Source organism: Burkholderia pyrrocinia (assembly GCF_018417535.1).
Taxonomy (GTDB): Bacteria; Pseudomonadota; Gammaproteobacteria; order Burkholderiales; family Burkholderiaceae; genus Burkholderia; species Burkholderia pyrrocinia_E.
Window position 1 is genome coordinate 1,573,390 of the sequence record NZ_CP070978.1, and the last position, 22,444, is coordinate 1,595,833.

At 69.4% G+C, this 22,444-nt stretch carries 20 protein-coding genes; 11 read left to right on the forward strand and 9 right to left on the reverse strand.

Annotated features, from left to right (window positions below):
* Positions 1-101: 101 nt before the first annotated feature.
* The 6 genes from JYG32_RS25160 to JYG32_RS25185 all read left to right on the forward strand — a co-directional run bounded on the left by JYG32_RS25160 (position 102) and on the right by JYG32_RS25185 (position 6,265).
* Positions 102-284 (forward strand): hypothetical protein, encoded by a 183-nt coding sequence (locus JYG32_RS25160; RefSeq protein WP_213267539.1) that lies wholly within the window; start codon positions 102-104, stop codon positions 282-284.
* Positions 285-310: 26 nt separating this feature from the next.
* The gene (locus JYG32_RS25165) at positions 311-2,026 is read left to right on the forward strand and encodes a GMC family oxidoreductase (RefSeq protein WP_213267362.1); all 1,716 of its coding nucleotides are present in this window, start codon (positions 311-313) and stop codon (positions 2,024-2,026) included.
* A complete protein-coding gene (locus JYG32_RS25170; RefSeq protein WP_213267363.1) occupies positions 2,013-4,463 on the forward strand; it encodes an alpha/beta hydrolase fold domain-containing protein in 2,451 nt (816 codons plus the stop codon). Before JYG32_RS25165 ends, JYG32_RS25170 begins: the two co-directional genes overlap by 14 nt.
* Before the next feature lie 217 nt (positions 4,464-4,680).
* Entirely contained in the window at positions 4,681-5,235 is a 555-nt protein-coding gene (locus JYG32_RS25175; RefSeq protein ID WP_213267364.1) for a protein tyrosine phosphatase, read from the forward strand.
* A gap of 371 nt (positions 5,236-5,606) precedes the next feature.
* Positions 5,607-5,939: a type II toxin-antitoxin system RelE/ParE family toxin gene (locus JYG32_RS25180; protein WP_213267365.1), complete on the forward strand. Its 333-nt coding sequence runs from the start codon at positions 5,607-5,609 to the stop codon at positions 5,937-5,939.
* Positions 5,936-6,265, forward strand: coding sequence for a DNA-binding protein (locus tag JYG32_RS25185; RefSeq protein WP_174382676.1), 330 nt, complete (start codon positions 5,936-5,938; stop codon positions 6,263-6,265). Before JYG32_RS25180 ends, JYG32_RS25185 begins: the two co-directional genes overlap by 4 nt.
* A 24-nt stretch (positions 6,266-6,289) precedes the next feature.
* Here JYG32_RS25185 and JYG32_RS25190 read toward each other — a convergent pair whose 3' ends face one another.
* Positions 6,290-8,308 carry an LssY C-terminal domain-containing protein gene (locus JYG32_RS25190; protein WP_213267366.1) on the reverse strand — a complete coding sequence of 673 codons (2,019 nt, stop codon included), beginning with the start codon at positions 8,306-8,308 and terminating at the stop codon, positions 6,290-6,292.
* Positions 8,309-8,410: 102 nt separating this feature from the next.
* A complete protein-coding gene (locus JYG32_RS25195; RefSeq protein WP_213267367.1) occupies positions 8,411-8,863 on the reverse strand; it encodes a hypothetical protein in 453 nt (150 codons plus the stop codon).
* A gap of 322 nt (positions 8,864-9,185) precedes the next feature.
* Here JYG32_RS25195 and JYG32_RS25200 point away from each other — a divergent pair, with 322 nt between their 5' ends.
* Complete coding sequence (locus tag JYG32_RS25200) at positions 9,186-9,833, forward strand: response regulator (RefSeq protein WP_213267368.1); 648 nt, start codon at positions 9,186-9,188, stop codon at positions 9,831-9,833.
* On the forward strand, positions 9,830-11,617 hold the full coding sequence (locus JYG32_RS25205) for a sensor histidine kinase (RefSeq protein ID WP_213267369.1): 1,788 nt from the start codon (positions 9,830-9,832) through the stop codon (positions 11,615-11,617). Before JYG32_RS25200 ends, JYG32_RS25205 begins: the two co-directional genes overlap by 4 nt.
* 84 nt (positions 11,618-11,701) lie before the next feature.
* Here JYG32_RS25205 and JYG32_RS25210 read toward each other — a convergent pair whose 3' ends face one another.
* On the reverse strand, positions 11,702-11,893 hold the full coding sequence (locus tag JYG32_RS25210) for a hypothetical protein (protein ID WP_283842750.1): 192 nt from the start codon (positions 11,891-11,893) through the stop codon (positions 11,702-11,704).
* Between the two features lie 180 nt (positions 11,894-12,073).
* Between JYG32_RS25210 and JYG32_RS25215 the strand changes: the two genes are divergently transcribed.
* Positions 12,074-12,754: a hypothetical protein gene (locus tag JYG32_RS25215; protein WP_213267370.1), complete on the forward strand. Its 681-nt coding sequence runs from the start codon at positions 12,074-12,076 to the stop codon at positions 12,752-12,754.
* A 12-nt stretch (positions 12,755-12,766) separates the two neighbouring features.
* On the opposite strand, the gene JYG32_RS25220 is transcribed toward JYG32_RS25215, so the two are convergent.
* Together JYG32_RS25220 and JYG32_RS25225 are read right to left on the reverse strand one after the other, a co-directional pair.
* On the reverse strand, positions 12,767-14,077 hold the full coding sequence (locus tag JYG32_RS25220) for an MFS transporter (protein ID WP_213267371.1): 1,311 nt from the start codon (positions 14,075-14,077) through the stop codon (positions 12,767-12,769).
* A 112-nt stretch (positions 14,078-14,189) separates the two neighbouring features.
* Positions 14,190-15,206, reverse strand: coding sequence for an ABC transporter substrate-binding protein (locus tag JYG32_RS25225; protein WP_213267372.1), 1,017 nt, complete (start codon positions 15,204-15,206; stop codon positions 14,190-14,192).
* Between the two features lie 238 nt (positions 15,207-15,444).
* Here JYG32_RS25225 and JYG32_RS25230 point away from each other — a divergent pair, with 238 nt between their 5' ends.
* Positions 15,445-16,110, forward strand: coding sequence for a response regulator transcription factor (locus JYG32_RS25230; RefSeq protein ID WP_213267373.1), 666 nt, complete (start codon positions 15,445-15,447; stop codon positions 16,108-16,110).
* Entirely contained in the window at positions 16,097-17,518 is a 1,422-nt protein-coding gene (locus tag JYG32_RS25235) for a sensor histidine kinase (protein WP_213267374.1), read from the forward strand. Before JYG32_RS25230 ends, JYG32_RS25235 begins: the two co-directional genes overlap by 14 nt.
* Positions 17,519-17,560: 42 nt before the next feature.
* On the opposite strand, the gene JYG32_RS25240 is transcribed toward JYG32_RS25235, so the two are convergent.
* Genes JYG32_RS25240 through JYG32_RS25255 form a run of 4 tightly spaced genes read right to left on the reverse strand, consistent with a single transcriptional unit; the run spans position 17,561 to position 22,234 of the window.
* Positions 17,561-18,325 (reverse strand): ABC transporter ATP-binding protein, encoded by a 765-nt coding sequence (locus JYG32_RS25240; RefSeq protein WP_213267375.1) that lies wholly within the window; start codon positions 18,323-18,325, stop codon positions 17,561-17,563.
* Positions 18,322-19,179 (reverse strand): ABC transporter ATP-binding protein, encoded by an 858-nt coding sequence (locus tag JYG32_RS25245; protein WP_213267376.1) that lies wholly within the window; start codon positions 19,177-19,179, stop codon positions 18,322-18,324. The genes JYG32_RS25240 and JYG32_RS25245 overlap by 4 nt, the downstream gene beginning before the upstream one ends.
* Before the next feature lie 11 nt (positions 19,180-19,190).
* A complete protein-coding gene (locus JYG32_RS25250) occupies positions 19,191-21,002 on the reverse strand; it encodes an ABC transporter permease (protein ID WP_213267377.1) in 1,812 nt (603 codons plus the stop codon).
* Between the two features lie 38 nt (positions 21,003-21,040).
* Positions 21,041-22,234: an ABC transporter substrate-binding protein gene (locus JYG32_RS25255; RefSeq protein ID WP_174383270.1), complete on the reverse strand. Its 1,194-nt coding sequence runs from the start codon at positions 22,232-22,234 to the stop codon at positions 21,041-21,043.
* Between the last annotated feature and the right edge of the window lie 210 nt (positions 22,235-22,444).

A 22,444-nucleotide genomic window follows, 5' to 3' on the forward strand; every position in this document is an offset into this window, starting at 1 on the left:
CAATTGTCCCGAAGCAGCATTGGTGTTTTCCCATGCGGCCCGCACCATCGGCGTCATCCAGTCGTCGTCCGAACGACGCCATCGCTACCGGAGGAGACACCATGCGACCGAGTCGCCCGACCGATCCCGCCGCCCGCTTCGAACGCCGGCGCGAAGCGTTCACCGGCACCCTCGTCGCGCCGCTCGCGATCCGCCTGTCGCCTCCCGCTTGCCGGTGCGCGCGGTTCGATGCGCACGACACCGCGATCGTGCCGGGCGAGCGCGTGCCGACGCGCATCGCTTGATCCATCGACCATCAGGAGACGATTCAATGAGCAAGACTTTCGACTACATCGTCGTCGGCGGCGGTTCGGGCGGCTGCGTCGTTGCCGGGCGACTGACCGAGGATCCAGCCGTGACCGTCTGCGTACTCGAGGCCGGCGGCCGCGGCGACAGCACGATCGTCAACGTGCCGACCGGCGCGGTCGCGATGATGCCGACCCGTCTCAACAACTGGGCCTTCGACACGGTGCCGCAGCCGGGGCTCGGCGGGCGCATCGGCTACCAGCCGCGCGGCAAGGCGCTGGGCGGTTCGTCCGCGATCAACGCGATGGTCTACATCCGCGGCCATCGGGTCGACTACGACGGCTGGGCCGCGCTCGGCAACGAGGGCTGGGCGTACGACGACGTGCTGCCGTACTTCCGCCTGAGCGAGCACAACGAACGCTTCGACGATGCATGGCACGGCCGCGACGGCCCGCTGTGGGTCAGCGACCTGCGCACCGGCAACCCGTTCCATGCGCGTTACCTGGAAGCCGCGCAACAGGCCGGCCTGCCGCTCACCGACGATTTCAACGGCGCGCAGCAGGAAGGCATCGGCCTCTACCAGGTCACGCAGAAGCACGGCGAACGGTGGAGCGCGGCGCGCGCGTACCTGCTGCCGCACGTCGGCCGCCGCGACAACCTGACGGTCGAGACGCACGCGCAGGTGCTGCGCATCCTGTTCGACGGGACACGCGCGATCGGTGTCGAAGTGCGGCAGCGCGGCGAAGTCCGCACCTTGCGTGCGCGGCGCGAAGTCGTGCTCGCGGCCGGCGCGCTGCAGACGCCGCAGTTGCTGATGCTGTCGGGCATCGGCCCGGGCCGCGAACTTCAAGGGCTCGGCATTCCGGTACACGCCGACCTGCCCGGCGTCGGCCGCAACCTGCAGGATCATCCGGATTTCATCCTCGGCTATCGCACGCGCAGTGTCGACACGATGGGCGTATCGGCACGCGGCGGCCTGCGCATGCTGCGCGAGCTCGCGCGTTTTCGCCGCGAACGGCGCGGGATGCTGACGTCGAATTTCGCGGAAGGCGGCGGCTTCCTGAAGACGCGCGCCGGCCTCGACGCGCCGGACATCCAGTTGCACTTCGTCGTCGCGCTCGTCGACGATCATGCGCGCAAGCTGCATGCCGGCCACGGGCTGTCGTGCCACGTGTGCCTGCTGCGGCCGCGCAGCCGCGGCTCGGTCACGCTCGATAGCGCCGATCCGCTCGCGGCGCCGCGTATCGATCCCGCGTTCTTCGACGATCCGCGCGACCTCGACGACATGGTCGCGGGCTTCCGGATCACGCGCCGGCTGATGGAAGCGCCGGCGCTCGCCGGCTGGATCACGCGCGACCTGTTCACCGCGAACGTCACGACCGACGACGAGATCCGCGACGTGCTGCGGCGGCGCACCGACACCGTGTATCACCCGGTCGGCACGTGCCGGATGGGCCACGATGCGTTCGCCGTCGTCGATCCGCAACTGCGCGTGCGCGGCCTGCAGGGGCTGCGCATCGTCGATGCGTCGGTGATGCCAACGCTCATCGGCGGCAACACCAATGCGCCGACGATCATGATCGCCGAGAAGGCCGTCGACCTGATTCGCGGCGTGTGCCGCACGCCGGCGCGGCCGCATGCCGAAGCCGCCGTCGCAACGACGGATCGCGACGCCGATCTTGCGTCGCGCGCCGCCCACGATGTCATCCAGCCGGAGGAAACCCGCCATGTTGTCGCCTGATGCTTCCCGCCCGACCGAATCCGCCGCGCCGCTTGCGGCGATCATCATCGGCGCCGGCTTCGCCGGCATCGGCATGGCAATCGCGCTGCAACGCGCCGGCATTCACGATTTCGTGATCGTCGAACGCTCGCACGACGTCGGCGGCGTATGGCGCGACAACCGCTACCCGGGCGCCGCGTGCGACGTGCCCTCGCACCTGTACTCGTTCTCGTTCGAGCCCAATCCGGCGTGGTCGCGCGTCTTCGCGCCGCAGCCTGAAATCCATGCGTACCTGCAGCATTGCGCGCGCAAGTACGGCCTCGCGCGCCATCTGCGCTTCGGCGCCGAAGTCGAGCGCGCGCGGTACGACGAAGCCCGTGCGCTGTGGCGCGTCACGCTGGCCGACGGCACGACGCTGAGCGCCGCCGTGCTCGTCAGCGGCACCGGCCAGTTGAGCCGCCCCGCGATGCCCGACCTGCCGGGCATCGACACGTTTCGCGGCCGCGCCTTCCACTCCGCGCACTGGGATCACGACACTCCGCTCGCCGGCAAGCGCGTGGCGGTGGTCGGCACCGGCGCGTCGGCGATCCAGTTCGTCCCGGCGATCACCGGCGACGTGCAGCGTCTCGTCGTGTTTCAGCGCTCGCCGGCCTACGTGACGCCGCGCCCCGACCGCGCGTATCGCCCGTGGGAGAAGGCACTGTTCCGCCGGCTGCCGTGGGCGATGAAGCTGCATCGCGCGTCGATCTACCTGCGCTACGAATCGCGCGCGATCGCGTTTACGCGGCTGCACGGGCTGATGGATGTCGCGGTCGGCCGGCCGTTCCGCAAGCTGCTCGCGCGCGACGTGCCGGACGCCGCGCTGCGCGAACGGCTCACGCCCGACTACCCGATCGGCTGCAAGCGCATCCTGCTGTCGAGCGACTACCTCGCCGCGATGAGCCGCGACAACGTCGAGCTCGTCACGCAGCGGATCCGGCGCGTGACCGAGGACGGGATCGAGACCGCCGACGGCGTGCACCATCCGGTCGACGCGATCGTCTACGGCACGGGGTTCGCGGCGACCGAGTTCCTGTCGCCGATGCGCATCACGGGCCGCGCCGGGCTCGACCTGAACGACGCATGGCGACGCGGCGCGCAGGCGTATCTCGGGCTCACCGTGCCCGGCTTTCCGAACTTCTTCATGCTGTACGGCCCGAACACCAACCTCGGCCACAACTCGATCGTCTACATGCTCGAAAGCCAGATCGCGCACGTGATGCGCTGCGTGCGCGCGATGCGGCGCGACGGCGCATCCGCGATCGACGTCGACGCGCGCCGCTACCGGCGCTACAACGTGCATGTGCAGCAGCGGCTCGAAGGTTCGGTGTGGAGCAGTTGCAAGAGCTGGTACGTCGATGCGTCGGGGCACAACAGCACGAACTGGCCGGGCTTCACGCTGAGCTACCGATGGATCACGCGCTTCACCGGGCTGTCCGCGTACCGCTTCACGCATCCGCTGCCCGATGCCGCCGCGCCGACGCACGGCGTGGTGGTCGCACCGCCCGCCGGCGGACTGGAGGCGCTCGCCGCCGCGTCGCTGCGCGGCTTCCTGCGCGTCGCGTTCCGGCCGCTGATCGGGCCGCCGTTCGGTGCGCGCATGCAGCGCCGCGTCGTCGCATTGCTGGCGCCGCTGATGCCCGGCGCAGGCGGCACGCTGCGCTACCGCACGTCCGCCGACGGCGTGCCGGTCGAGGTGGTCGCGCCGAAACGCGGCGATACGGGCGGCGCGATCCTCTATCTGCACGGCGGCGCGTTCTGTCTCGGCGGGCCGCATACGCATCGCGGCGTGACGACGCGGCTCGCGAACGATGCCGGGCTGCCGGTGTGGGTGCCCGATTACCGGCTCGCGCCCGAGCATCCGAGCCCCGCGGCGCTCGACGATGCGCTGGCCGCATACGACGCGATGCGCACGCAGGGTTATGCGCCGCACCGGATCGTGATCGCCGGCGATTCGGCCGGCGGCGCGCTCGCGCTGGCGCTCGCCATTGCGCTGCGCGAGCGCGGCGAGCCGGCCGCGGCCGCACTGCTGCTGATCTCGCCCGTGACCGACCCCGCGCTCGGCGGCGCGACGCTCGCTTCGCGCCGTCTCGACGATCCGATGATCCGTCGCGGCTGGCTCGAACAGGGGCTGCGCTGGTATCACGGCGCCGGCTCGGCCGCGGCGCGCGGCCCGCTCGACACCGACCTGCACGGCCTGCCGCCGATGCTGGTCCAGGCCGGCGATCAGGAGGTGCTGCTGTCGGATGCGCAGCGGCTCGCGCATCATGCGGCCGCGTGCGGCGTGCCGTGCCGGCTGGAGATTCATGCGGCGCGCTGGCATGTGTTTCATCTGCAGGCGTTTTACCTGAGGTCGGCGCGGGACGCATTGCGGACGCTGGCGAGGTTTGCATCTGAACGCGTCGCCGCAACGGCGTAACGATGAAGCGCTAACGCGCGGCGATCGGGGCAGCGGTTCCCGGCTGCCCCGACCGCCGCACGACGCATGCGCCGCCACCGTGCCCGCTTGCAACGAAGCGACACCGTCTTGCGAAAACCGGTCGTTTATTTTTTTCCGTCGCACACGGCCGTCATGATCTCCCGCAAGCCTCGGTGCGATGCCGCGGCGACCTCACCCCACCCTGGCGGAGACATCAATGAAAAGAAGCCACACCCTCAACGCGCTTGCGCTGCTCTGTTGCGTCGGCATCCAGTGCGCGACGTCGGCATTCGCCGACGAACCGAAGAAGGTCGCGTTCGTCGACACCGGCAACACCGGGCGCAGCGTGATGGCCGAAGCGATCGCGGGCCAGTTGATCGCGCAGCGCCACGCGCATGTCGCGGTGATTTCGCGCGCGGTCGACGAGGATCCGTACGACGAAAAGCCCGAGGAAAACGGCGTGATCCTGATGAAGCGGCGCGGCATCGATACGTCCGCGCACCGCGCGGTGCAACTGAACGCGAACGACGTCAAGCATTCCGACGTGATCCTGACGATGACCGACAAGCACAAGGAGAAGGTGCTCGCGCTCTATCCGTCGGCGGCCGGCAAGGTGTTCACGCTCGCCGAATATGCGTCCGGAAAGCACGTCGACGTGCCCGACGCATGGGGCAAGCCGATCGACTTCTACGAATCGGTGACCGCGCAGCTCGACACGTACATCCCGGCCGCGCTCGACAAGGTCGCGACGGCCGCGCCGGCGAAGCAGTAATGCGGGAAGACCTGCCGGCATGCAAGGCGCGCGACGCGCCGGCGCCGGCAGGTTTGCCGTTCACGTCACTCCCTCCCGACACCCCACACTCGGCGCGTGCCTCGTCATCGCGCCATCGACACAGGCCATTCGGCCGAATCGCCGCCGTACGCACCGGATGAAAGAATGATCGTCGTCCGGGAAGCCGGCTTCGCTGCCTGAAACCCCGAACCATGAAGGCGCTGCATGCGCTCCGGCCGCGGCGCCGTTGCGTTGCATGCCGTCTCGATCCGACGACCGGCAACGCGTGCATCGCACCCCGTTCACACGGCCTGTGGCCGGCCGCATGGCCGCCTCGTTCCCTTCACCCTTTTTGTAGCTTATAAGTTACAATGCTATCCAAGTTCGAACTGCTTCGCTATCAGCTCGACGACGGTCGCGAGCCTTTCACCGAATGGCTGAACGCCGTGCGCGACAAGCTCGCCCAGGCGCGGATTCGCGAACGCCTGCGCCGTGTGCAGACGGGCAACTTCGGCGATTGCGAGCCTGTCGGCGAAGGCGTAATCGAACTGCGCATCCATGTCGGTGCCGGCTATCGCGTGTACTTCGGCCGGCACGGCGGTGCACTGGTGCTGCTGCTGTCCGGTGGCAACAAGGGCAGTCAACCCGACGACATCAGGCGCGTAAAGGAACACTGGTCGAACTGGAAACGGAGGCAAATGTGACCACACTCAAAGGCGCGGTATCGCACCACGACGCGGAAGTCGCCGAACTCGGCGCCGATCGCGAACTCGCGGTGGCCTATCTGCGCGTCGCAATGGAATCGCTCGACGATCCCGACAACCGCGCAGCCGGCCTGCTCGCGCTGCGCACGGTCGCGGAAGCGTACGGCGGGCTCGGCGCCGTCGCCGCCGAAGCCGGCATCAGCCGCGAATCGCTGTATCGCACGCTGTCGCCCAACGGCAACCCGACGCTGAAAACCCTGCTCGCGGTGCTCAAGACCGTCGGCCTGCGCCTGTCCGTCGTCCCCGCGCAGCCGGCGCACGCGTAAGCGGCGCACTGCCGGCCTGCCCGCTCACGGCCTGATCATCCACACGAGCAGCATCTCGGCCGGCACGGCAGTCATCCCCGCCGGCGGATGCGCGATCGTCGGCTCGACCGCCAGCGCCTGAGCGATCGCCGCTGCATCGTCGATCGTCGTCGTACGCACGATCGTCATCAGCCGCGCCGGCCGGTGCAGCGTCTCGCGATACAGCGCGCCGTACCACAGCGGCCGCGTGCCGAGCGCATCCTGCAACACGTACGGATAACGCCACAGCCGCAGCACGAGGCGGCTTTCAGGGTGGCCCGGATCGACGCGGACGAACACGCGGCGCGTGCTTTCACCGTGCGTATAGCGCGGCAGCACGGGCAGCGTATCGGCCGGCGCCTGCGGCAACAGCCAGCGCAGCGCGGTCGCCGGCGACCACGGCGTCGCGCGCTGCCAGCCGGCCTGCGCGAGATGGCGATCGAGCGTGTCCGACGTCGCGCTCCATTGCAGCGGCAGATATTCCTCGCGATCGCCGCCGATCTCGGTGCGCCGCGTCGGCACGCGCTGCCACCCGCCGCGCATCCACTGGTCGACGGTCATCGCGACCACGTCGCCGACATGCGGGCGCGCCGCGCGGTCGAGCTGCCATTGCGCGGGAACCGTCCAGACGCCGGCCGTCGCGAGCACCACGACCACCGCGACCAGCGCGCCCCTCGGCTGCACATGCTCGCGCACGCGCCAGTATGCATAGGCGCCGGCGAGCAACGCGAACCACGCCAGCCCGAGGCTCCAGCCGCCGAGCAGACCCGACAGCCACGTATCGCCGACGTACAGCCGCGCGAAGCCGCCGAGCACGATCCACAGCACGACCGCCGTCACGACCGGAATGCGCCACAGCGCGGGCCGGTCCCGCGCCAGCACCCAGCCGAGGCCGCTGCTCGCGAGGATCGCGAACGCGGCGTCGGCATCGGGCAGCGGCACGTGCAGCGCGCCGGGCGGCAGGCTCGCGGGCGTCGCGCCGGGCACGCCCGCGCCGAACGCCGGCACGAGCACGACGGCGACGCCGACCGTCGCGAGCCACCACACGGCTGTCAGCCAGCAGCGATGGATCATCAGCCAGACGAGAAACGCGGCCGCGACGATCAGCCCCGTATCGTGCCCGTGCAGCACCGCGAGCGCGCTCATCGCGGCATCGACGGGCGGCGTGTGCAGGTTCTGCAGGAACGCGTAAAGCGCGATGTCCGCGTGCATCAGCGGATCGTTCGCGACGACATCCTGCACGACGCCCGCGAACAGCCACACGCAGCCGATGAACAGCAGCGCGAGCACGGGCACCGCGCCCGGCAGGCGGCGCACGCGCGCGATCGTGTCGTGCAGCCGCGCGCCGAACCGCGGCCAGCGGCGCGCGCATGCGTGCACGACTTCGACGAGCGCGCGGCGCAGCAGCGGCCAGCCGCGCCGCAGCGCGACGCGCACGCCGATCCACACGAGCGCGACCAGCGCGGCGACGACCATCAGGATCGCGGCGACCCGCACGCTGACCGCCGCGGCCAGGGCGGCCGATGCGCCGAACAGGATGCCCGGCGCGATGTGCACGGGCGCCCACACGAGTGCCGATATCACGTTGACCGGATAGAACGACCGGCGCGGCAGCGTCGCGCAGCCGACGACGACCGGCACGACCGCGCGCACCGGCGCGAGGAAGCGCGCGAGCACGATGCTCTTGATGCCATGGCGCAGCACGAACTCCTCGCCGCGCGAGTAAGCTGCCGCGTAGCCGAGGCGCGTCCACGCGTTACGGATCACCCCGCGATAGTGCCGCCCGAGTTCGTAGCTGATCCCGTCGCCGACCACGGCGCCGACGGCCGCGACGCCGATCGTCGTCCACCCGTCGAGCGCGCCCGCGCCGATCAGCGCACCGGCCGCGAACATCACGGCACCGGCCGGCACGACCGTGCCGACCAGCGCGATCGCCTCGGCGCAGGCCGTCACGAACACGATCGCCAGCACGAGCAGCGGATGCGCGCCGATCGCGCCGATCCACGCGTGGATCGTGTCGCTCATCGCGCGCTCCGAAGCGGCGCGGCCCGGTGTGGGAACACCGGGCCGGCAGTGGCGTGGGGAACGTTCATCGCAAGGTACGCGCGGTCGCGCCGGCGTCAGGGGTCAATCGAACTCGTACTGCCGCGCGTCGACCTCGAGCGGCGCGTCGTGGTACCCGACCGTCGCGATCTCGTGCAGGTAGCGCGCGAGAAACGCGCCGATCGACCCGGCGGCCTCGTACTGATGCACGTGACGGAATTCGTGGGTCAGCAGGCGCCGCGTGTCTTGCCCGCGCAGTACGAACACCGCATGGTCGAGCGTGAGCCCGATCGTCCCCGGCGACAGCAGCCCCGTGTCGCGCGCGATCCCGGCCAGCGACGGCGTATCGGGGAACGGCATGCGGTCGACGATCACGACGCGGATCCGCTCCGGCTGCGCGACGCCGACCTTGCGCGCGTCGTCGGCCTGCGCCGGCGTCAGCGGCGCGCCCTGCGCGATCCCGCGCGCCGCCTCCGCTTCGGCCCATGCGACGGCGGCGGGCAATGCGGACGGCAGGATATCGGCAAGGTCGATCATCGCGAGGCTCCTCGGTTGGCGCGGTGGCATCGGGCACCAGTTTAGTCCCGAATCGGGGCCGCTCGCGGGGCGGTTCGCGTGACGCCGTGCCGGCCCGCCCCGCGCTCGGCAGGAATCAGGGAATACCCTGACGCACGCACTCCACGCCGAGCCCTGTCCCATCGATTATTTCGTTCCAGTACACATTCCGCAATCGGCTATCTCGAAAATTTCCCGGATGTGTATCGTTTTGGGATTCGACGGAATATATTGGTCAGAAGAACGGCCGCGGCGGCATCCGGACAGCAGTTCGCCGCGCCATCCCGAAGAGGATCGCTGGAAGATGATCAGGGTAATTCTGGCTGACGATCACGCAGTCATGCGGGACGGACTGCGTCACATCCTGGAGATGGCCGGCGGCTTCGCCATTGTCGGCGAGGCGAGCGACGGCCCGGCCACGCTCGCGCTGGCCGAGCGCGCCGTCGCCGACGTGCTGCTGCTCGACCTGTCGATGCCCGCACCGACCGGCGTCGAGCTGATCCGGCTGCTCAAGAGCCATGCGCCGTCGCTGCGCACGCTCGTGCTGACGATGCACACGGAGGCGCAGTACGCGGCGCGCGCGTTCAAGGCCGGCGCAACCGGCTTCCTGACGAAGGACAGCGCGACCGCCGAGCTCGTCGAGGCCGTCGGCAAGGTCGCGGCGGGCGGTGTCTACGTGAGCCCGTCGGCGGCCGAAAGCCTCGCGCGCACGCAGTGCGCGCCGGCTCGAACGCTGCCGCACGAACGGTTGTCCACGCGCGAGCTCGACGTGATGCGCCGCATCGTCGCGGGCCAGACCGTCACGCAGATCGCGTCCGAACTCGCGCTGAGCGCGAAGACGGTCAGCACGTACAAGACGCGGATCCTCGAAAAGATGGAACTTCCGCACGAAGCCGCACTGGTCCGCTACGCGGTGCGCCACGATCTCGACCCCGGCGTCGACGACGCATGATGGCCGCCTTCGGCTTCCCGCCCACGCCCCCGGACGACGCAGATCCGGACGCGTCGCACCTGTTCATGTCGTCGCTGCCGCCGGGCCGGCGCGAGCGACGGCTCGCATTCGCGACCGTGATCGTGTCGGCCATGATCTTCGTCGCGCTCGCGCCGTTCGCGGGCATGCCGCTCGCACCGGGCTGGGCGTTCATCCCCGTGTACCAGTCGGCGATCGTCGTCAATGACATGGTGACGGCCGGCCTCCTGCTCGGCCAGTACGCGATCCTGCGCGAAAAATCGTTGCTCGTGCTCGCGGGCGGCTACCTGTTCACGGGTTTCATGGCCGGCACGCACATGCTGACCTTTCCGGGGCTGTTCGCGCCGACCGGCCTGCTCGGTGCCGGCGAACAGACCACCGCGTGGCTGTACCTGTTCTGGCACGGCGGCTTTCCGCTGGCAGTCGCCGCGTACGCGCTGCTGCGCACCACGTCGCGCGCGCGCCCGATCCCGGCCCCGCAGCGCCATGCGGCGATCCCGGTGGTGCTCTGCATCGCCGGGGCGGTCGGCGCGACGGTCGCGCTCGCAGTGCTCGCGACCGCCGGCCACGACCTGCTGCCGCGCATCATGCACGGCAACCGGATGGCCGCGACGATGACGAATGCGATCACGGTCGTCTGGGGGCTGAACCTGATCGCGCTGATGCTGATGTGGCGGAAGCGGCGCCGCCATTCCGTGCTCGACCTGTGGGTGATGACCGTGCTCGTCGCCTGGCTGTTCGACATCGCGCTGTCGTCGATGCTCAATCACGGGCGCTTCGATCTCGGCTTCTACGCAGGCCGCGCGTACGGACTCGTCGCGTCGGCCGTCGTGCTGTTCGCGATGCTGTTCGAGAACGGCCGGCTGCATGCGCAGACGGTGCGCGCACTGGCCGGCGCGCGTCACCAGCATCTGCTCATCGCGCAAAAGAGCGCGCAGTTGAACGATGCGAACGAACGGCTCGAACAGCGCGTTGCCGCGCGCACCGCGCAACTGAGCGCGTCGAACCGCGACCTGCGGCGCGAAGTCGAGGAACGCGTGCGCGCCGAGCGCGCGCTGCAGGCGTCACGCGAGGAACTGCGCGAGATCGCCGCGATCAGCGCGACCGCGCGCGAAGCCGAGCAGCGCCGCATCGCGCGCGAGTTGCACGACGAACTCGCGCAGACGCTCGCGGCGCTGAAGAACGATCTCGAATGGCTGATCGACCAGGTGCCGCAGGACGACGCGCCGCTTGCGCGCAAGATTGCGACGATGCACACGATGGCGCGCGGCGCGGTGGCCGCGACGCGGCGCATCGCATCCGACCTGCGCCCGCTGATGCTCGACGATCTCGGCTTCGCCGCGGCGATGCAATGGCTCGTGGAGGATTTCCGGCACCGTCACGGGATTGCGTGCGCGCTGCATGTCGAGCCGCCCGAGCTGCAGCTCGACGAACCGTATGCGACGGCCGTGTTCCGCATCGCGCAGGAAGCGCTCGCGAACGTCGCGCGACACGCGGCCGCGTCGCATGCCGACGTGGACCTCGTGCACAGGGACGATGCGATCGCGCTGACGATTCGCGACGACGGTGCGGGATTCGATCCCGGTGTACCGCGCAAGTCGAGCTCGTTCGGGCTGGTCGGCTTGCGCGAGCGCGCGTATCTCGTCGGCGGCACGCTGCAGATCACGACGACGCTCGGCGAGGGTACGACCGTCGAGGTGGATATTCCGCTGCCGCACGCGCCGGTGGTGATTGCGCATGACGGGGATGGGGTTTCGCGCGGGTAGGTCCGGCGATTACGGTGGCGCAGGCAGGTGCCGGGGCGACAATCGCGACCTGGTCGGCGACGTACGTGTCCCGGTGCCGAAGGCTCAATCGACTGCCTTCGTCGCGCGTGCCGCTTTCAGCATGCGCTCGAGTTCTGCCTGAACGTTTGCAGCATCGATGTATTCGCCGGTCCGCCGCGCCTCGTCGCGCGATGCCACGCCACGCGCGACAAACTCGCGCTGCACGCGTCGCCGCGCAATGCGATCTCGAAACATATTCATCGTCGTCATTTTCATTGCACGCTCCATAGGCCACCTATGCAACGCATGGCAGCGCATCAGCATGACGCGCAAAGAGTCAGTCTGCTGATCGCGATGCATTTGCTGCACGGGCCTCGGCACGACGCTACAATTCGTCGCCGCCCTGCACATCCGTCGTGTCGATGCGCCGGCCGCCCGGATCTCCCCTTCGCCACGATGAAAACCATCCTCACCTACGTACTCGGCTTCTGCGCCGTCGCGGCCGGCTGGCTTGCGGTGTCGCTGCTGTGCTGGCCCGTCCTGCTCGCGCTGCAGGCTCTGACGACGGCCCTGTTCATCCCGCATCCGGCCGGCAGCTATGTCGGGCTCGGGTTCGTGTCGACCGCGCGCCTCCCGGATTTTCCGACCAGCTTCGTCGGCGCCTGTTCGGTGCCGTTCATGAATGTGCCGCTCGGGTTCATCGCGGTCATCTGGTGGTTCGGCGTGTCGATGATCGTGCCATCCGCCTGCAAGCGCTACCGCACCAAGCCGCGCGGCCGCGCATCGCGGGCCGTCCTGTGGCGCGCGGCCCGCTCGTTGCTGATCTTCACCGCCGTGCTCTTGGTCGTCGCGACGCCGTTCCTGCGGCGCTACGAAATCGTGACGCCGGATCGCCTCTACGTGCGGCACCTGTTCGACTGGCACGAGCGCGCGTATCCGCTTGCGTCGCTGAAGGAGATCCACGTGGACATGCCCGAATACAGTCGCGGCATCATCACGTGGGACTTCATGTTCGACGGCGGGAACCGCTTTTCGACGACCGCGCCGGACATCCACGCGCTCAAGTACCTGCTGTCGAACAACGCGCACGTATCGACCAACTTCAAGGTCGTCGGAAACCAGGTGATGATGCGGTGACGCCGCCCGCCGTCACGCCCGCGCCGCCACCATCCCCCGCTCCGACCGCGTCCACGCGACCAGCGCGCCGATCCCGAGCAGCGCGAGGCACACGATCGGCACGATCATCGGCCCGAACGCGGTGCCCGTCACCTTGCCCGCGAACGGCATCAGGTTCTGGCTGAAGAAGCCGCCGAGATTGCCGATCGAGTTGATCGCCGCGACGCTCGCCGCCGCCCGCGCGCCGGTGAAATAACGCGGCGGCATCGACCAGAAGCACGGATACAGCAGCGGGATGCATGCGCCGCCGAGCACGAGCGCGATGAAGCGCAGCGGCGTCGACGGCAGCACGAGGCTCAGCAGGAAGCCGAGCGCGCCGAGCGCCGCGACGATCGCGATCGTGCGCAGGATGCTCTTCGCGCGGCGCAGCTTCGCCGGCAGCCACAACAGCAGCAGCACCGCGAGCGCCCACGGCAGCATGCTCAGGAAGCCGTTCGTGCCGCTCGACACGCCGAACGATTTCACCAGCGTCGGCAGCCAGTACGTGACGCCGTACAGCGACGTCGACATCAGCATGTAGGTCGCCGCGAACAGCATCACGCGCGGATCGAGCAGCGCCTTCCACGGCTGACCATGCTCGGCCTGCGCGGGCTTCTCGCGTTCCAGCGCGGCCGCGACGATCTGCTTCTCGCGCTCGTCGAGGAACGGCGCCTCGCGGAACGACGCGGGCAGCACGCGGAACACGACGATCGCGACGATCACGGCCGGGATGCCGGTCGCAATGAACACCCACTGCCAGCCCGCCAGCCCCCACACGCCGTTCAGGCTCAGCAGCACGCCGCCGACCAGCGAGCCGAGCATGTTCGCGAGCGCGCTGCCGAGCGTGAAGATGCCGAGCACCTTCGCGCGATAGCTTTGCGGAAACCACAGCGTCAGGTAGTAGATCACGCCCGGATAGAAGCCGGCCTCGGCGATGCCGAGCAGGAAGCGCAGCGAGCAGAATGCGGGCATCGACGTCGTGAAGCCCATCAGCACCGTAATGAGGCCCCACGTCAGCATGATCCGCGCGAGCCAGACGCGTGCGCCGTAGCGATGCAGCGCAAGCGTGCTCGGCACCTCGAACAGCAGGTAGCCGATGAAGAACAGCGACGACGCGAGCCCGAACGCAGCCTCCGTCATCCCGAGGCTGTGCACCATCTGCAGCTTCGCGAAGCCGACGTTCTGCCGGTCGATGAACGCGATCAGGAACATCACGACGAGAATGGGCAGCAGGCGCCGCGCCACCTTCGACATGATGCGCTGTTCTTCGGCGGACGCGGGGTCCAGGGTTTCGGTAGCGTTCACTGCAGGCTCCTTACATGAATCGGTTGTGTGTCGGTTGAATCGGCGCCGCGCGCAACGAAGGTGCGGGCGCGGCGTATTTCGATGAATGGGGCCCGGCGGAAGCCGGCGGCGCTCAGCCCGACCGGTAGTCGTCGAGCATCGGCGCGAACATCTCGTGCCACGCGCGCGGCTTCGCCTTGATCGTGCCGGCCAGGTACAGGAATTCGACGTAGTCCATCAACTGATTCGGCCGCACCGAGAAGCGCGTGTCGGGCGCGGCGAGCATCCGCATCACGTCGTCGTGCGACACGCCGACGCCCGACGACGCCGCATAGAGCGCGGCCGCCGCGCGCGGGTCCTGCACGATCAGGCGGTTCGCTTCGTCGAGCGCGCCGAGAAACGCCGCGGCCAACGCGGGCTCCGTATCGACGAGCCGCTTCGGCGCGAACACGACGTCGAGCGTCAGCGGGCCGAGCACGTCGACCGAGCTCACGACACGGTGGATGCCCGGCTGCCGCAACTCGAGCGTCGAGAACGGCGGCGACGTGAAGTGCGCGGTGACGCCGTTCTCGCGGCGGATCAGCGCCTGCATCGCCTGCGGATGCGGCAGGTTCACGGTGATCGAATCGAGCTGCGCGAAATGCGTGGGGCCGAGCTGCCGGCTCGCGACCATCTGCAGCACGACAGCCGACAGCGACGTGCGGATGCCGGGCACCGCGATCCGGTCGGACGGCGTGAAGTCGCGCAGCGACATGAGGCCAGGACGATTCGCGTTCAGCGACAGCGACGTGGTCGACAGCCCGCTGATGCCGATCACCTCGACGTTCGGAATGCCGCGCGCCCGCGCCCACAGCTCGATGAAACCCGGCGCGCCGGCGCCCGCGAAATCGAGCGTGCCGGCCATCATCGCGTCGTTGACGGAATTGCCGCCGTCGAGCAGCACCCAGTCGACCGCCACGTCGCGCACGCCATGCCGCGCCGCGTGCCGCTCGAACAGCCGCTGTTTTTCCATCACGAGCAGCGGCAGATACAGCACGCCATAGCCTTTCGAGATCCGGACCGTGCGCGGCTTCGCGCGCACGAGCGACGGCGCGGCGAGCACGCCGAGCCCGGCGGCGATCAATGCGCGGCGGCGCGGCGACATCGTCATGCGCGTGCCGCCGTGCGACGGCAGGCAAGCGGCCACGCGAAGGCCGGCGTTGCGTGGCGCCGCGCATGCGTCGTGCCCGTGACTTGCTGCATGCTGCCGTCTCCTGGAATATTTCTGGTATTAATGCCGTCCTTGCGTGCTGCTTCCGGCTCGACACAGGTTATCGACCGAGTCTGAGAAAATGCTGACATCCCGGCCCCGGGAAAACCCCTAATCCACCCACCTGCAAAACAGCACCATGCGCATTCTCGTCGTGGAGGACGATGCCGAAATCGGCGCGGCGATCCGCAACCGCCTGGCGCGGCTCGGCCACGCGGTCGATCTCGAAACCGACGGCGCGACCGCGAACGGGCTGCTGCGCGTCGAGCGCTTCGACCTCGTCGTGCTCGATGCGAACCTGCCCGGCATGGACGGCTTCACGGTACTGCGCAACCTGCGCGCGTCGGGCAGCACGACGCCCGTGCTGCTCGTCACCGCGCGCTCGGCGATCGACGACCGCGTAAGCGGCCTCGGCTTCGGCGCCGACGACTATCTGGTGAAACCGTTCGACTACCGCGAGCTCGACGCGCGCGTGCAGGCGCTCCTGCGCCGCAACAGCGGCCACGCGAACGACGTGCTGACGCTCGGCGGCCTCGTGATCGACCGCAGCAGCCGCCTCGCGGAACTCGACGGCCAGCCGCTGTCGCTGTCGCGCCAGGAATTCGCGCTGCTCGAAATCCTCGCGAGCCGCCCGCAACGCATCATCTCGAAGGACGAGCTGCTGAACCAGTTGTTCAGCTTCGGCAACGAGCCGACCGCGAACGCGGTCGAGCAATACGTGACGCGCGTGCGCAGGAAGCTTCAGGGCAGCTCGGTCGAGATCCGCACCGCGCGCGGGATGGGGTATCAGATTGCCGCGCACTGACTGGTTCCCGAAGACGCTGTTCGGACGCACGCTGCTGTTCATCGCGCTCGTCGTCGCGACCGGCGCGCTCGCGCTCGCGGCGATCGCGCGCTACTACGCGGGCGTCGCGGCCGAACGCGCGTACGATCAGTTGCTCGCCGGCGCGTCGATCCAGGTTGCGGAGAACCTCTACGTGCAAGGCGGCGTGCTCGCACTGAATCCGCCGGTGGCCGCGCTGTCGACGCTGTCGCGCTACGACCTCGTCTACTACAAGGTCGTCGATTCGCGCGGCATCGTCGTGGCCGGCTACAACGATCTCGCGAGCTCCGCGACGCTCGCCGCCGCGAAACAGGGCCCCGCGTTCGCGAACGCCGTCTACCAGGGGCACCGGATCCGCACCGCGACCATCGCGCGCTACATGCCCGAGGAAAGCACGCCGGGCTGGGCGCTCGTGACCGTTGCGCAAACCACCAACGCGCGCCAGCAGCTCACGAACGACATGAGCATCAAGGTGTGGACGCTGATCCTGCTGATGAGCGTGCTCGCGATCGGCGCGAGCGGCCTCGCGATCCGGCGCGGCCTGCGCCCGCTCGCGCAGATCGGCACGATCATCGCCGCGCGCGACCCGGCCGACCTGCGGCCGGTGGCCGTCGACACGCCGAGCGAGATCGACGCGATCATCGGGTCGATCAACGGGCTGATGCACCGCCTGGCCGAACGGATCAACGCGATGCAGCGCTTCATCGCCGACGCCGCGCACCAGATGCGCACGCCGCTCGCGCGGCTCGATGCACAAATCGAATTGCTCGACGGCGAGTCCGATCCCGCGCGCCATGCGGCGCGCCTCGACGCGCTGCGCGCGACCAGCGCGGACGTCGGTCGCCTCACCGGCCAGTTACTCAATCACGCGATGGTGATCCATCGTATCGAGGCCGTGCCGTTGCAACCGGTCGAACTCATCGCGCTCGCGAAGGATGTGCTCGGTCGCACGATTCCGCTCGCGGGCGAGCGCGATGTTGCCGTCGCGTTCGCGAGCGACGCGCCGCTGGCGTGGATCGACGGCGATGCGATCAGCCTGCAGGAGGCGCTGTCGAACGTGCTGCACAACGCGCTGCTGCACGGTCACGCGGACGACATCGTCGTATCGGTCGCAACCGCGGGCAACGCCGACGGCGCGGTCACGCTGACCGTCACCGACAACGGCCGCGGAATTCCGCGCGAGCACTGGGACGCCGCATTGCAGCCGTTCGTGCGGATCGCGCCGGACGGCAGCGAGCGGCGCACGGGGTCGGGCCTCGGGCTCGCGATCGTGCAGGAAGTGATGAAGGCGCACGGCGGGCGCATCGGGTTCGCGTTTCCCGATGCGGGCGGGTTTGCGGTGGTGCTGACGTTTCCGCGGGCGGCGGGAGCGGACACGACGAAAGCGTAGAGCCGGGACTCCGGCGCAGGTTCGATGGGACGCCTGCGCCAACTACCCCGCCACAGCCTCCCCGCCCAGATACGCATCGCGCACGCGCTCGTCGTCGAGCAACGCCTTCGCCGACCCTTCGAGCACCACACGTCCGGTCTGCAACACATACCCGAAGTGCGCGATCTCCAGCGCGAGGCTCGCGTTCTGTTCGACCATGAACACCGTCACGCCCTGCCGGTTGATCGCATCGATCAGTTCGAGCACCTTGTCGACGTAAAGCGGCGACAGCCCCATCGTCGGCTCGTCCATGCAGATCAGCTTCGGCCGCGCCATCAGCGCGCGCGCCATCGCGAGCATCTGCTGCTCGCCGCCCGACAGCGTGCCGGCGCGCTGCGCGAGCCGCTCGCGCACACGCGGAAACAGGTCGAGCGCGCGCTCGTAGTCTTCCGCCACCGCCGCGCGGTCGCCGCGCGTATACGCACCCATCAGCAGGTTCTCGCGCACGCTCATGTCGCCGAACAGCCGCCGCGCCTCGGGCACGGCCGCGATCCCGCACCGCACGCGCTGCGGCGTCGCGAGCGCCGTCACGTCGTCGCCGTCGAAGCGCACGACGCCGCGACGCGGCCGCATCAGCCCGAGAATCAGCTTCATCGTCGTCGACTTGCCGCTCGCATTGCCGCCGAGCAGGCTGACGATCTGCCCGCGGCCGACTTCGAAGCTCACGTCGAAATGCACCTGCACCGGCCCGTAGAACGTATCGAGGTGTTCGAGTTTCAGCAGCGCGTCGGTCATGGTCGTGTCGGGTCCGGAGGAAAGCGCGGTCATGCGGCCGCCTGCGTCGTGCGCGCCGCGGCCGCACCGCCCGCATGGCGACGGCCGAGGTATGCCTCGATCACGCGCGGATCGTGCCGCACGTCGCGCGGCGCGCCTTCGGCGATCTTCACGCCGTTGTCGAGCACCATCACGCGGTCCGACACGCGCATCACGAGTTCGAGCTTGTGCTCGATCAGCAGGATCGTCAGGCCGCGCGCCTTCAGCGACTGGATCAGTTGCAGCATCTCGGCCGTCTCCGTCTCGTTCATCCCGGCCGTCGGTTCGTCGAGCAGCAGCAGGCGCGGATGCAGCGCGAGTGCGCGGCCGATCTCCACGCGCCGCCGGTTCGCATACGACAGGCTGTGCGCCGGATGGTCGATGCGCGGCGTGAGCCGTTCGCCGAACCCGGCGACGATCGCGCGCGCCTCTTCGCGCAGCGCCGCTTCCTCGCGCCGCACCGATGCGGGCCGCACGAGCGCGCGCAGCACCTCGGCCGCCGCGCCGAGCGCGGGCCACCCCGGCCGCGCCGCACGCAGCCGCGCATGCGCGCCGATCAGCACGTTGTCGAGCACGCTCAGGTTGCCGAACACGCGGCCGTGCTGGAACGTGCGCGCGATGCCGAGCGCCGCGAGCCGTTCAGGCGCCGTGCCCGTGATGTCGCGGCCGTCGAACGTCACGCGGCCGGCATCGGGCCGGTCGGCGCCCGCGATCAGGTTGAACAGCGTCGACTTGCCCGCGCCGTTCGGCCCGATCACGCTCAGCAGTTCGCCGTCGGCCAGCGTCAGGCTCGCGCCGTCGAGCGCGGTCACGCCGTCGAAGCGGCGCGTCAGGCCCTGCACGTCGAGCAAGGGTCGATGGGTCGTCATCGCATTTCTCCTCACACCGTGCCGAGCAAGCCCTGCGGCCGGAACCGGACGAGCAGCAGCAGCACGACGCCGTAGATCAGCATCCGGTAGTCGGCCGCCCAGCGGAACAGCTCGGGCAGCCCGATCAGCGCAACCGCGCCGGCGATGCCGCCCAGCACGTTGCCGAGCCCGCCGAGGATCACCATCGTCAGCGCGAGGATCGACACCTGCGAATCGAAGGTCTGGTGATTGATGTAGCTGTACAGGTGCGCGGCGATGCCGCCGCTCACGCCGGCCGCGACGCCGCCGACCGCGAACGCGATCGCCTTGTAGCGGTTCGGCGCGATGCCGTGCGCGCGTGCGGCGACATCGTCCTCGCGCACCGCGCGCAGCGTGCGGCCGAGATGCGAGCGCAACAGCCGCACCTGCACGAGCGCGAACCCGACGAGCACCGCGAACGTGAACCAGTACGCGGCGCGCGCGGTCGTCGCCCACGGCAGCGGCGCGATGCCGGTGACGCCGAGCGGGCCGCGCGTGAGGCCGTCCCAGTTCAGGATCACGAGGCTCACCACTTCGCCGATGCCGAGCGTCGCGATCGACACGTAGTGCCCGCGCAGCCGGAACGCCGGATAGACGAGCAGCGTGCCGAGCACGGCCGTGATCGCGCCCGCGCACGGGATCGTCACGGCCGGCGACCAGCCGAGATCCGACGACAGCAGCGCCGACGCATACGCGCCGATCACCAGCAGCGCCGCGTGCCCGAGCGAAATCTGCCCGACCGTGCCCGCGACGAGCGTGAGGCTCAGCGCGAGCAGGCCGTACAGCCAGGCATTGGTCAGCGTCTGCAGCACGTACGGCGACGCGCCGAGCCACGGCAGCACGGCCGCCAGCGCAATCAGCACGACGAGCACCGGGCGCGGCACGCGCACGGCTTTCGCGGCCGCGAGGAAGGTGCCCGTCATCGGCTCGGGCGGCAGCGCGCGGTTCGCGCTGAACAAGCCGTTCGGCCTCCATACAAGGAACACGATCAGCAGCCCGAACGCGAACAGGTCGCGATAGCTCGTGCCGAACAGCGCGACACCGTAGCTTTCGACGAGACCGAGCAGCAGGCTGCCCGCGATCGCGCCCGGCACGTTGCCGAGCCCGCCGATCAAGAGCGCGACCACGCCCTTCAGCGTCGCCTGAAAGCCCATCGCCGGATCGATGCTGTTGTAGTACATGCCGACCAGCAGCCCGCTCACGCCGCCGAGCGCGCACGCGATCGCGAACACGGTCTGGTTCACGCGGTCGACGTCGACGCCCATCTGCAGCGCCGCGTCGCGATCCTGCGCGGTCGCGCGCACGGCCCAGCCGAGCCGCGTGAAGCGCAGGAAGCCGTACAGCAGCGCGGCCGCCGCGATGCCGATGCCCGCGATCAGCAGGTCGAGCGAGCCGAGCGTCGCGCCGGCGATCCGCAGGTGCCAGTCGGGCAGCGGCGTCGGCACCGCGCGCGGGTCCGCGCCGAATGCGAGCTGCGCGAGCTGGTCGAGGATGAAGCTGATGCCGATCGTCGCGAGCAGCGGCGCGATCCGCGCCGCATGGCGCAGCGGCCGCAGCCCGATCCGCTCGATCGCGACGCCGAGCGCGCCGCAGCCGACGACGACCGCCGCGAGCGCGACCGGCAGCGGCAACCCGAAGCGCGTCAGGCACAGCCAGCCGATGAACGCGCCGACCATGTACACCGAGCCGTGCGCGAAGTTGATCAGGTGCGACACGCCGAAGATCAGCGCGAGCCCGACCGCGAGCAGCGCATAGATGTTGCCGACGATGAGGCCGTTGAGCGTGTAGTCGAGCCAGGATGCCATCACGATGCGTCCGTCATTTGCATGCGGTTGATCCGGAATCAGCGCGCGGCGAGCTGCGGCTTCGCGCCATCCCACAGCGCCCACTGCCCCTGCTTCACGACCAGGTACACGGTGCGCGCGCCCGCGACGCGGCGCGTCTGCGGATCGAAGCGCACCTTGCCGAAGATCACGCTCGGCACGTCGCTTACCTTCGCGAAGCCGTCGTGCGCGGCCTGGCGCGTCGTGCCGTAGCGGCGCAGCACCTCGGCCGACAGGATCAGCGCGTCGTATGCGCGCGCGACGAACGAATCGGGATCGGTGTGGAATTTCGCGCGATAGCGCTGCACGAACGCCTGCACCTCGGGACGCGGCTCGGCCGGGAAGAAGTTCGATTCCGTATAGACGCCGTCGACGGCCGCGCCGCCCAGTTCGAGGAATTTCGGCGAATACACGGAGCCGACCGCCGCGATCGGCAGCGTGACGCCCGACGTGCGCGTCTGCCGCACGATCTGCGCGCCGTCCGCGTAGTACGAGATCAGCACGATCGAATCGGGTTTCGATGCGCCGATCCGCACGAGCGTCGAGCGGAAGTCCTTCTCCGCCGGCTGGTAGCCCTCGGCCGCGACGACCTGCGCGCCGAGCCCGGCCACCGCTTTCGCGAAGATGTCCTTGCTGGTGCGGCCCCAGTCGGTGTTCAGGTACAGCACCGCGATCCGCTTGAAGCCGAGTTCCTTCACCGCGTAGCGCGCGAGCAGCGGCTGCTCCTCGGCCTGGCTCAGCGCGGTGCTCCACAGGTAATCGCCGCCCTTCGTGAAATCCGGATGCGAGTTCGTGAAGCCGAACTGGATCAATTGCCCGCGCTGGTAGATCGGCGAAGCGGCCATCGACGTCGCGCTGGAGAAATCGCCGAGCTCGATTGCGATGCGCGGATCGGCGACGAACTTCTGCGCGATCGCCACGGCCTGGCGCGGATCGCTGCGGCTGTCCTGGAAGTCGACCGCGAGCGGCCGGCCGTGAATGCCGCCGCTGCCGTTGATCTCGTCGAGCGCGAGATCGAAGCCGCGCTTCCATTGCTCGCCGTACTGCGCGTCCTGGCCCGTGAGCGGCCCGCTCACGCCGACCACCACCGGCTCGCCCGACACGCCCGCCGCGAGCACGCCGCCCGTCGACAAGCCCCATGCGGCGGCGAGCGCCGCCACCGTGCCCAGCACGCGCCGCCATGCGCCGCGCGCGTCGTTCCCCGAAACGTTCATGCCGCCCCCACCTTCAGTCAGTCGAAAAGAGTGAGGGCATGTAACCACCCGGCTCGGGGCGATCCAACGAAGTTTTGCGCATATCGATATCGCGTGCGGCGCGAAGCGGATGACACTCGCGAACGGCCATCCGCATGTTGTGTATCGCGCGGTGTGTGAGCATGCATCACATCGCGTTGATTCGATTGGCGTTTCCCGCACGGCACCGCT

Excerpts from the sequence above, each read along its gene's own strand:
- JYG32_RS25160 (WP_213267539.1), top strand. The coding sequence starts at position 102 with ATGCGACCGAGTCGCCCGACCGATCCCGCCGCCCGCTTCGAACGCCGG.
- JYG32_RS25165 (WP_213267362.1), top strand. The coding sequence starts at position 311 with ATGAGCAAGACTTTCGACTACATCGTCGTCGGCGGCGGTTCGGGCGGC.
- JYG32_RS25170 (WP_213267363.1), top strand. The coding sequence starts at position 2,013 with ATGTTGTCGCCTGATGCTTCCCGCCCGACCGAATCCGCCGCGCCGCTT.
- JYG32_RS25175 (WP_213267364.1), top strand. The coding sequence starts at position 4,681 with ATGAAAAGAAGCCACACCCTCAACGCGCTTGCGCTGCTCTGTTGCGTC.
- JYG32_RS25180 (WP_213267365.1), top strand. The coding sequence starts at position 5,607 with ATGCTATCCAAGTTCGAACTGCTTCGCTATCAGCTCGACGACGGTCGC.
- JYG32_RS25190 (WP_213267366.1), bottom strand. The coding sequence starts at position 8,308 with ATGAGCGACACGATCCACGCGTGGATCGGCGCGATCGGCGCGCATCCG.
- JYG32_RS25195 (WP_213267367.1), bottom strand. The coding sequence starts at position 8,863 with ATGATCGACCTTGCCGATATCCTGCCGTCCGCATTGCCCGCCGCCGTC.
- JYG32_RS25200 (WP_213267368.1), top strand. The coding sequence starts at position 9,186 with ATGATCAGGGTAATTCTGGCTGACGATCACGCAGTCATGCGGGACGGA.
- JYG32_RS25205 (WP_213267369.1), top strand. The coding sequence starts at position 9,830 with ATGATGGCCGCCTTCGGCTTCCCGCCCACGCCCCCGGACGACGCAGAT.
- JYG32_RS25210 (WP_283842750.1), bottom strand. The coding sequence starts at position 11,893 with ATGAAAATGACGACGATGAATATGTTTCGAGATCGCATTGCGCGGCGA.
- JYG32_RS25215 (WP_213267370.1), top strand. The coding sequence starts at position 12,074 with ATGAAAACCATCCTCACCTACGTACTCGGCTTCTGCGCCGTCGCGGCC.
- JYG32_RS25225 (WP_213267372.1), bottom strand. The coding sequence starts at position 15,206 with ATGACGATGTCGCCGCGCCGCCGCGCATTGATCGCCGCCGGGCTCGGC.
- JYG32_RS25230 (WP_213267373.1), top strand. The coding sequence starts at position 15,445 with ATGCGCATTCTCGTCGTGGAGGACGATGCCGAAATCGGCGCGGCGATC.
- JYG32_RS25240 (WP_213267375.1), bottom strand. The coding sequence starts at position 18,325 with ATGACCGCGCTTTCCTCCGGACCCGACACGACCATGACCGACGCGCTG.
- JYG32_RS25245 (WP_213267376.1), bottom strand. The coding sequence starts at position 19,179 with ATGACGACCCATCGACCCTTGCTCGACGTGCAGGGCCTGACGCGCCGC.
- JYG32_RS25250 (WP_213267377.1), bottom strand. The coding sequence starts at position 21,002 with ATGGCATCCTGGCTCGACTACACGCTCAACGGCCTCATCGTCGGCAAC.
- JYG32_RS25255 (WP_174383270.1), bottom strand. The coding sequence starts at position 22,234 with ATGAACGTTTCGGGGAACGACGCGCGCGGCGCATGGCGGCGCGTGCTG.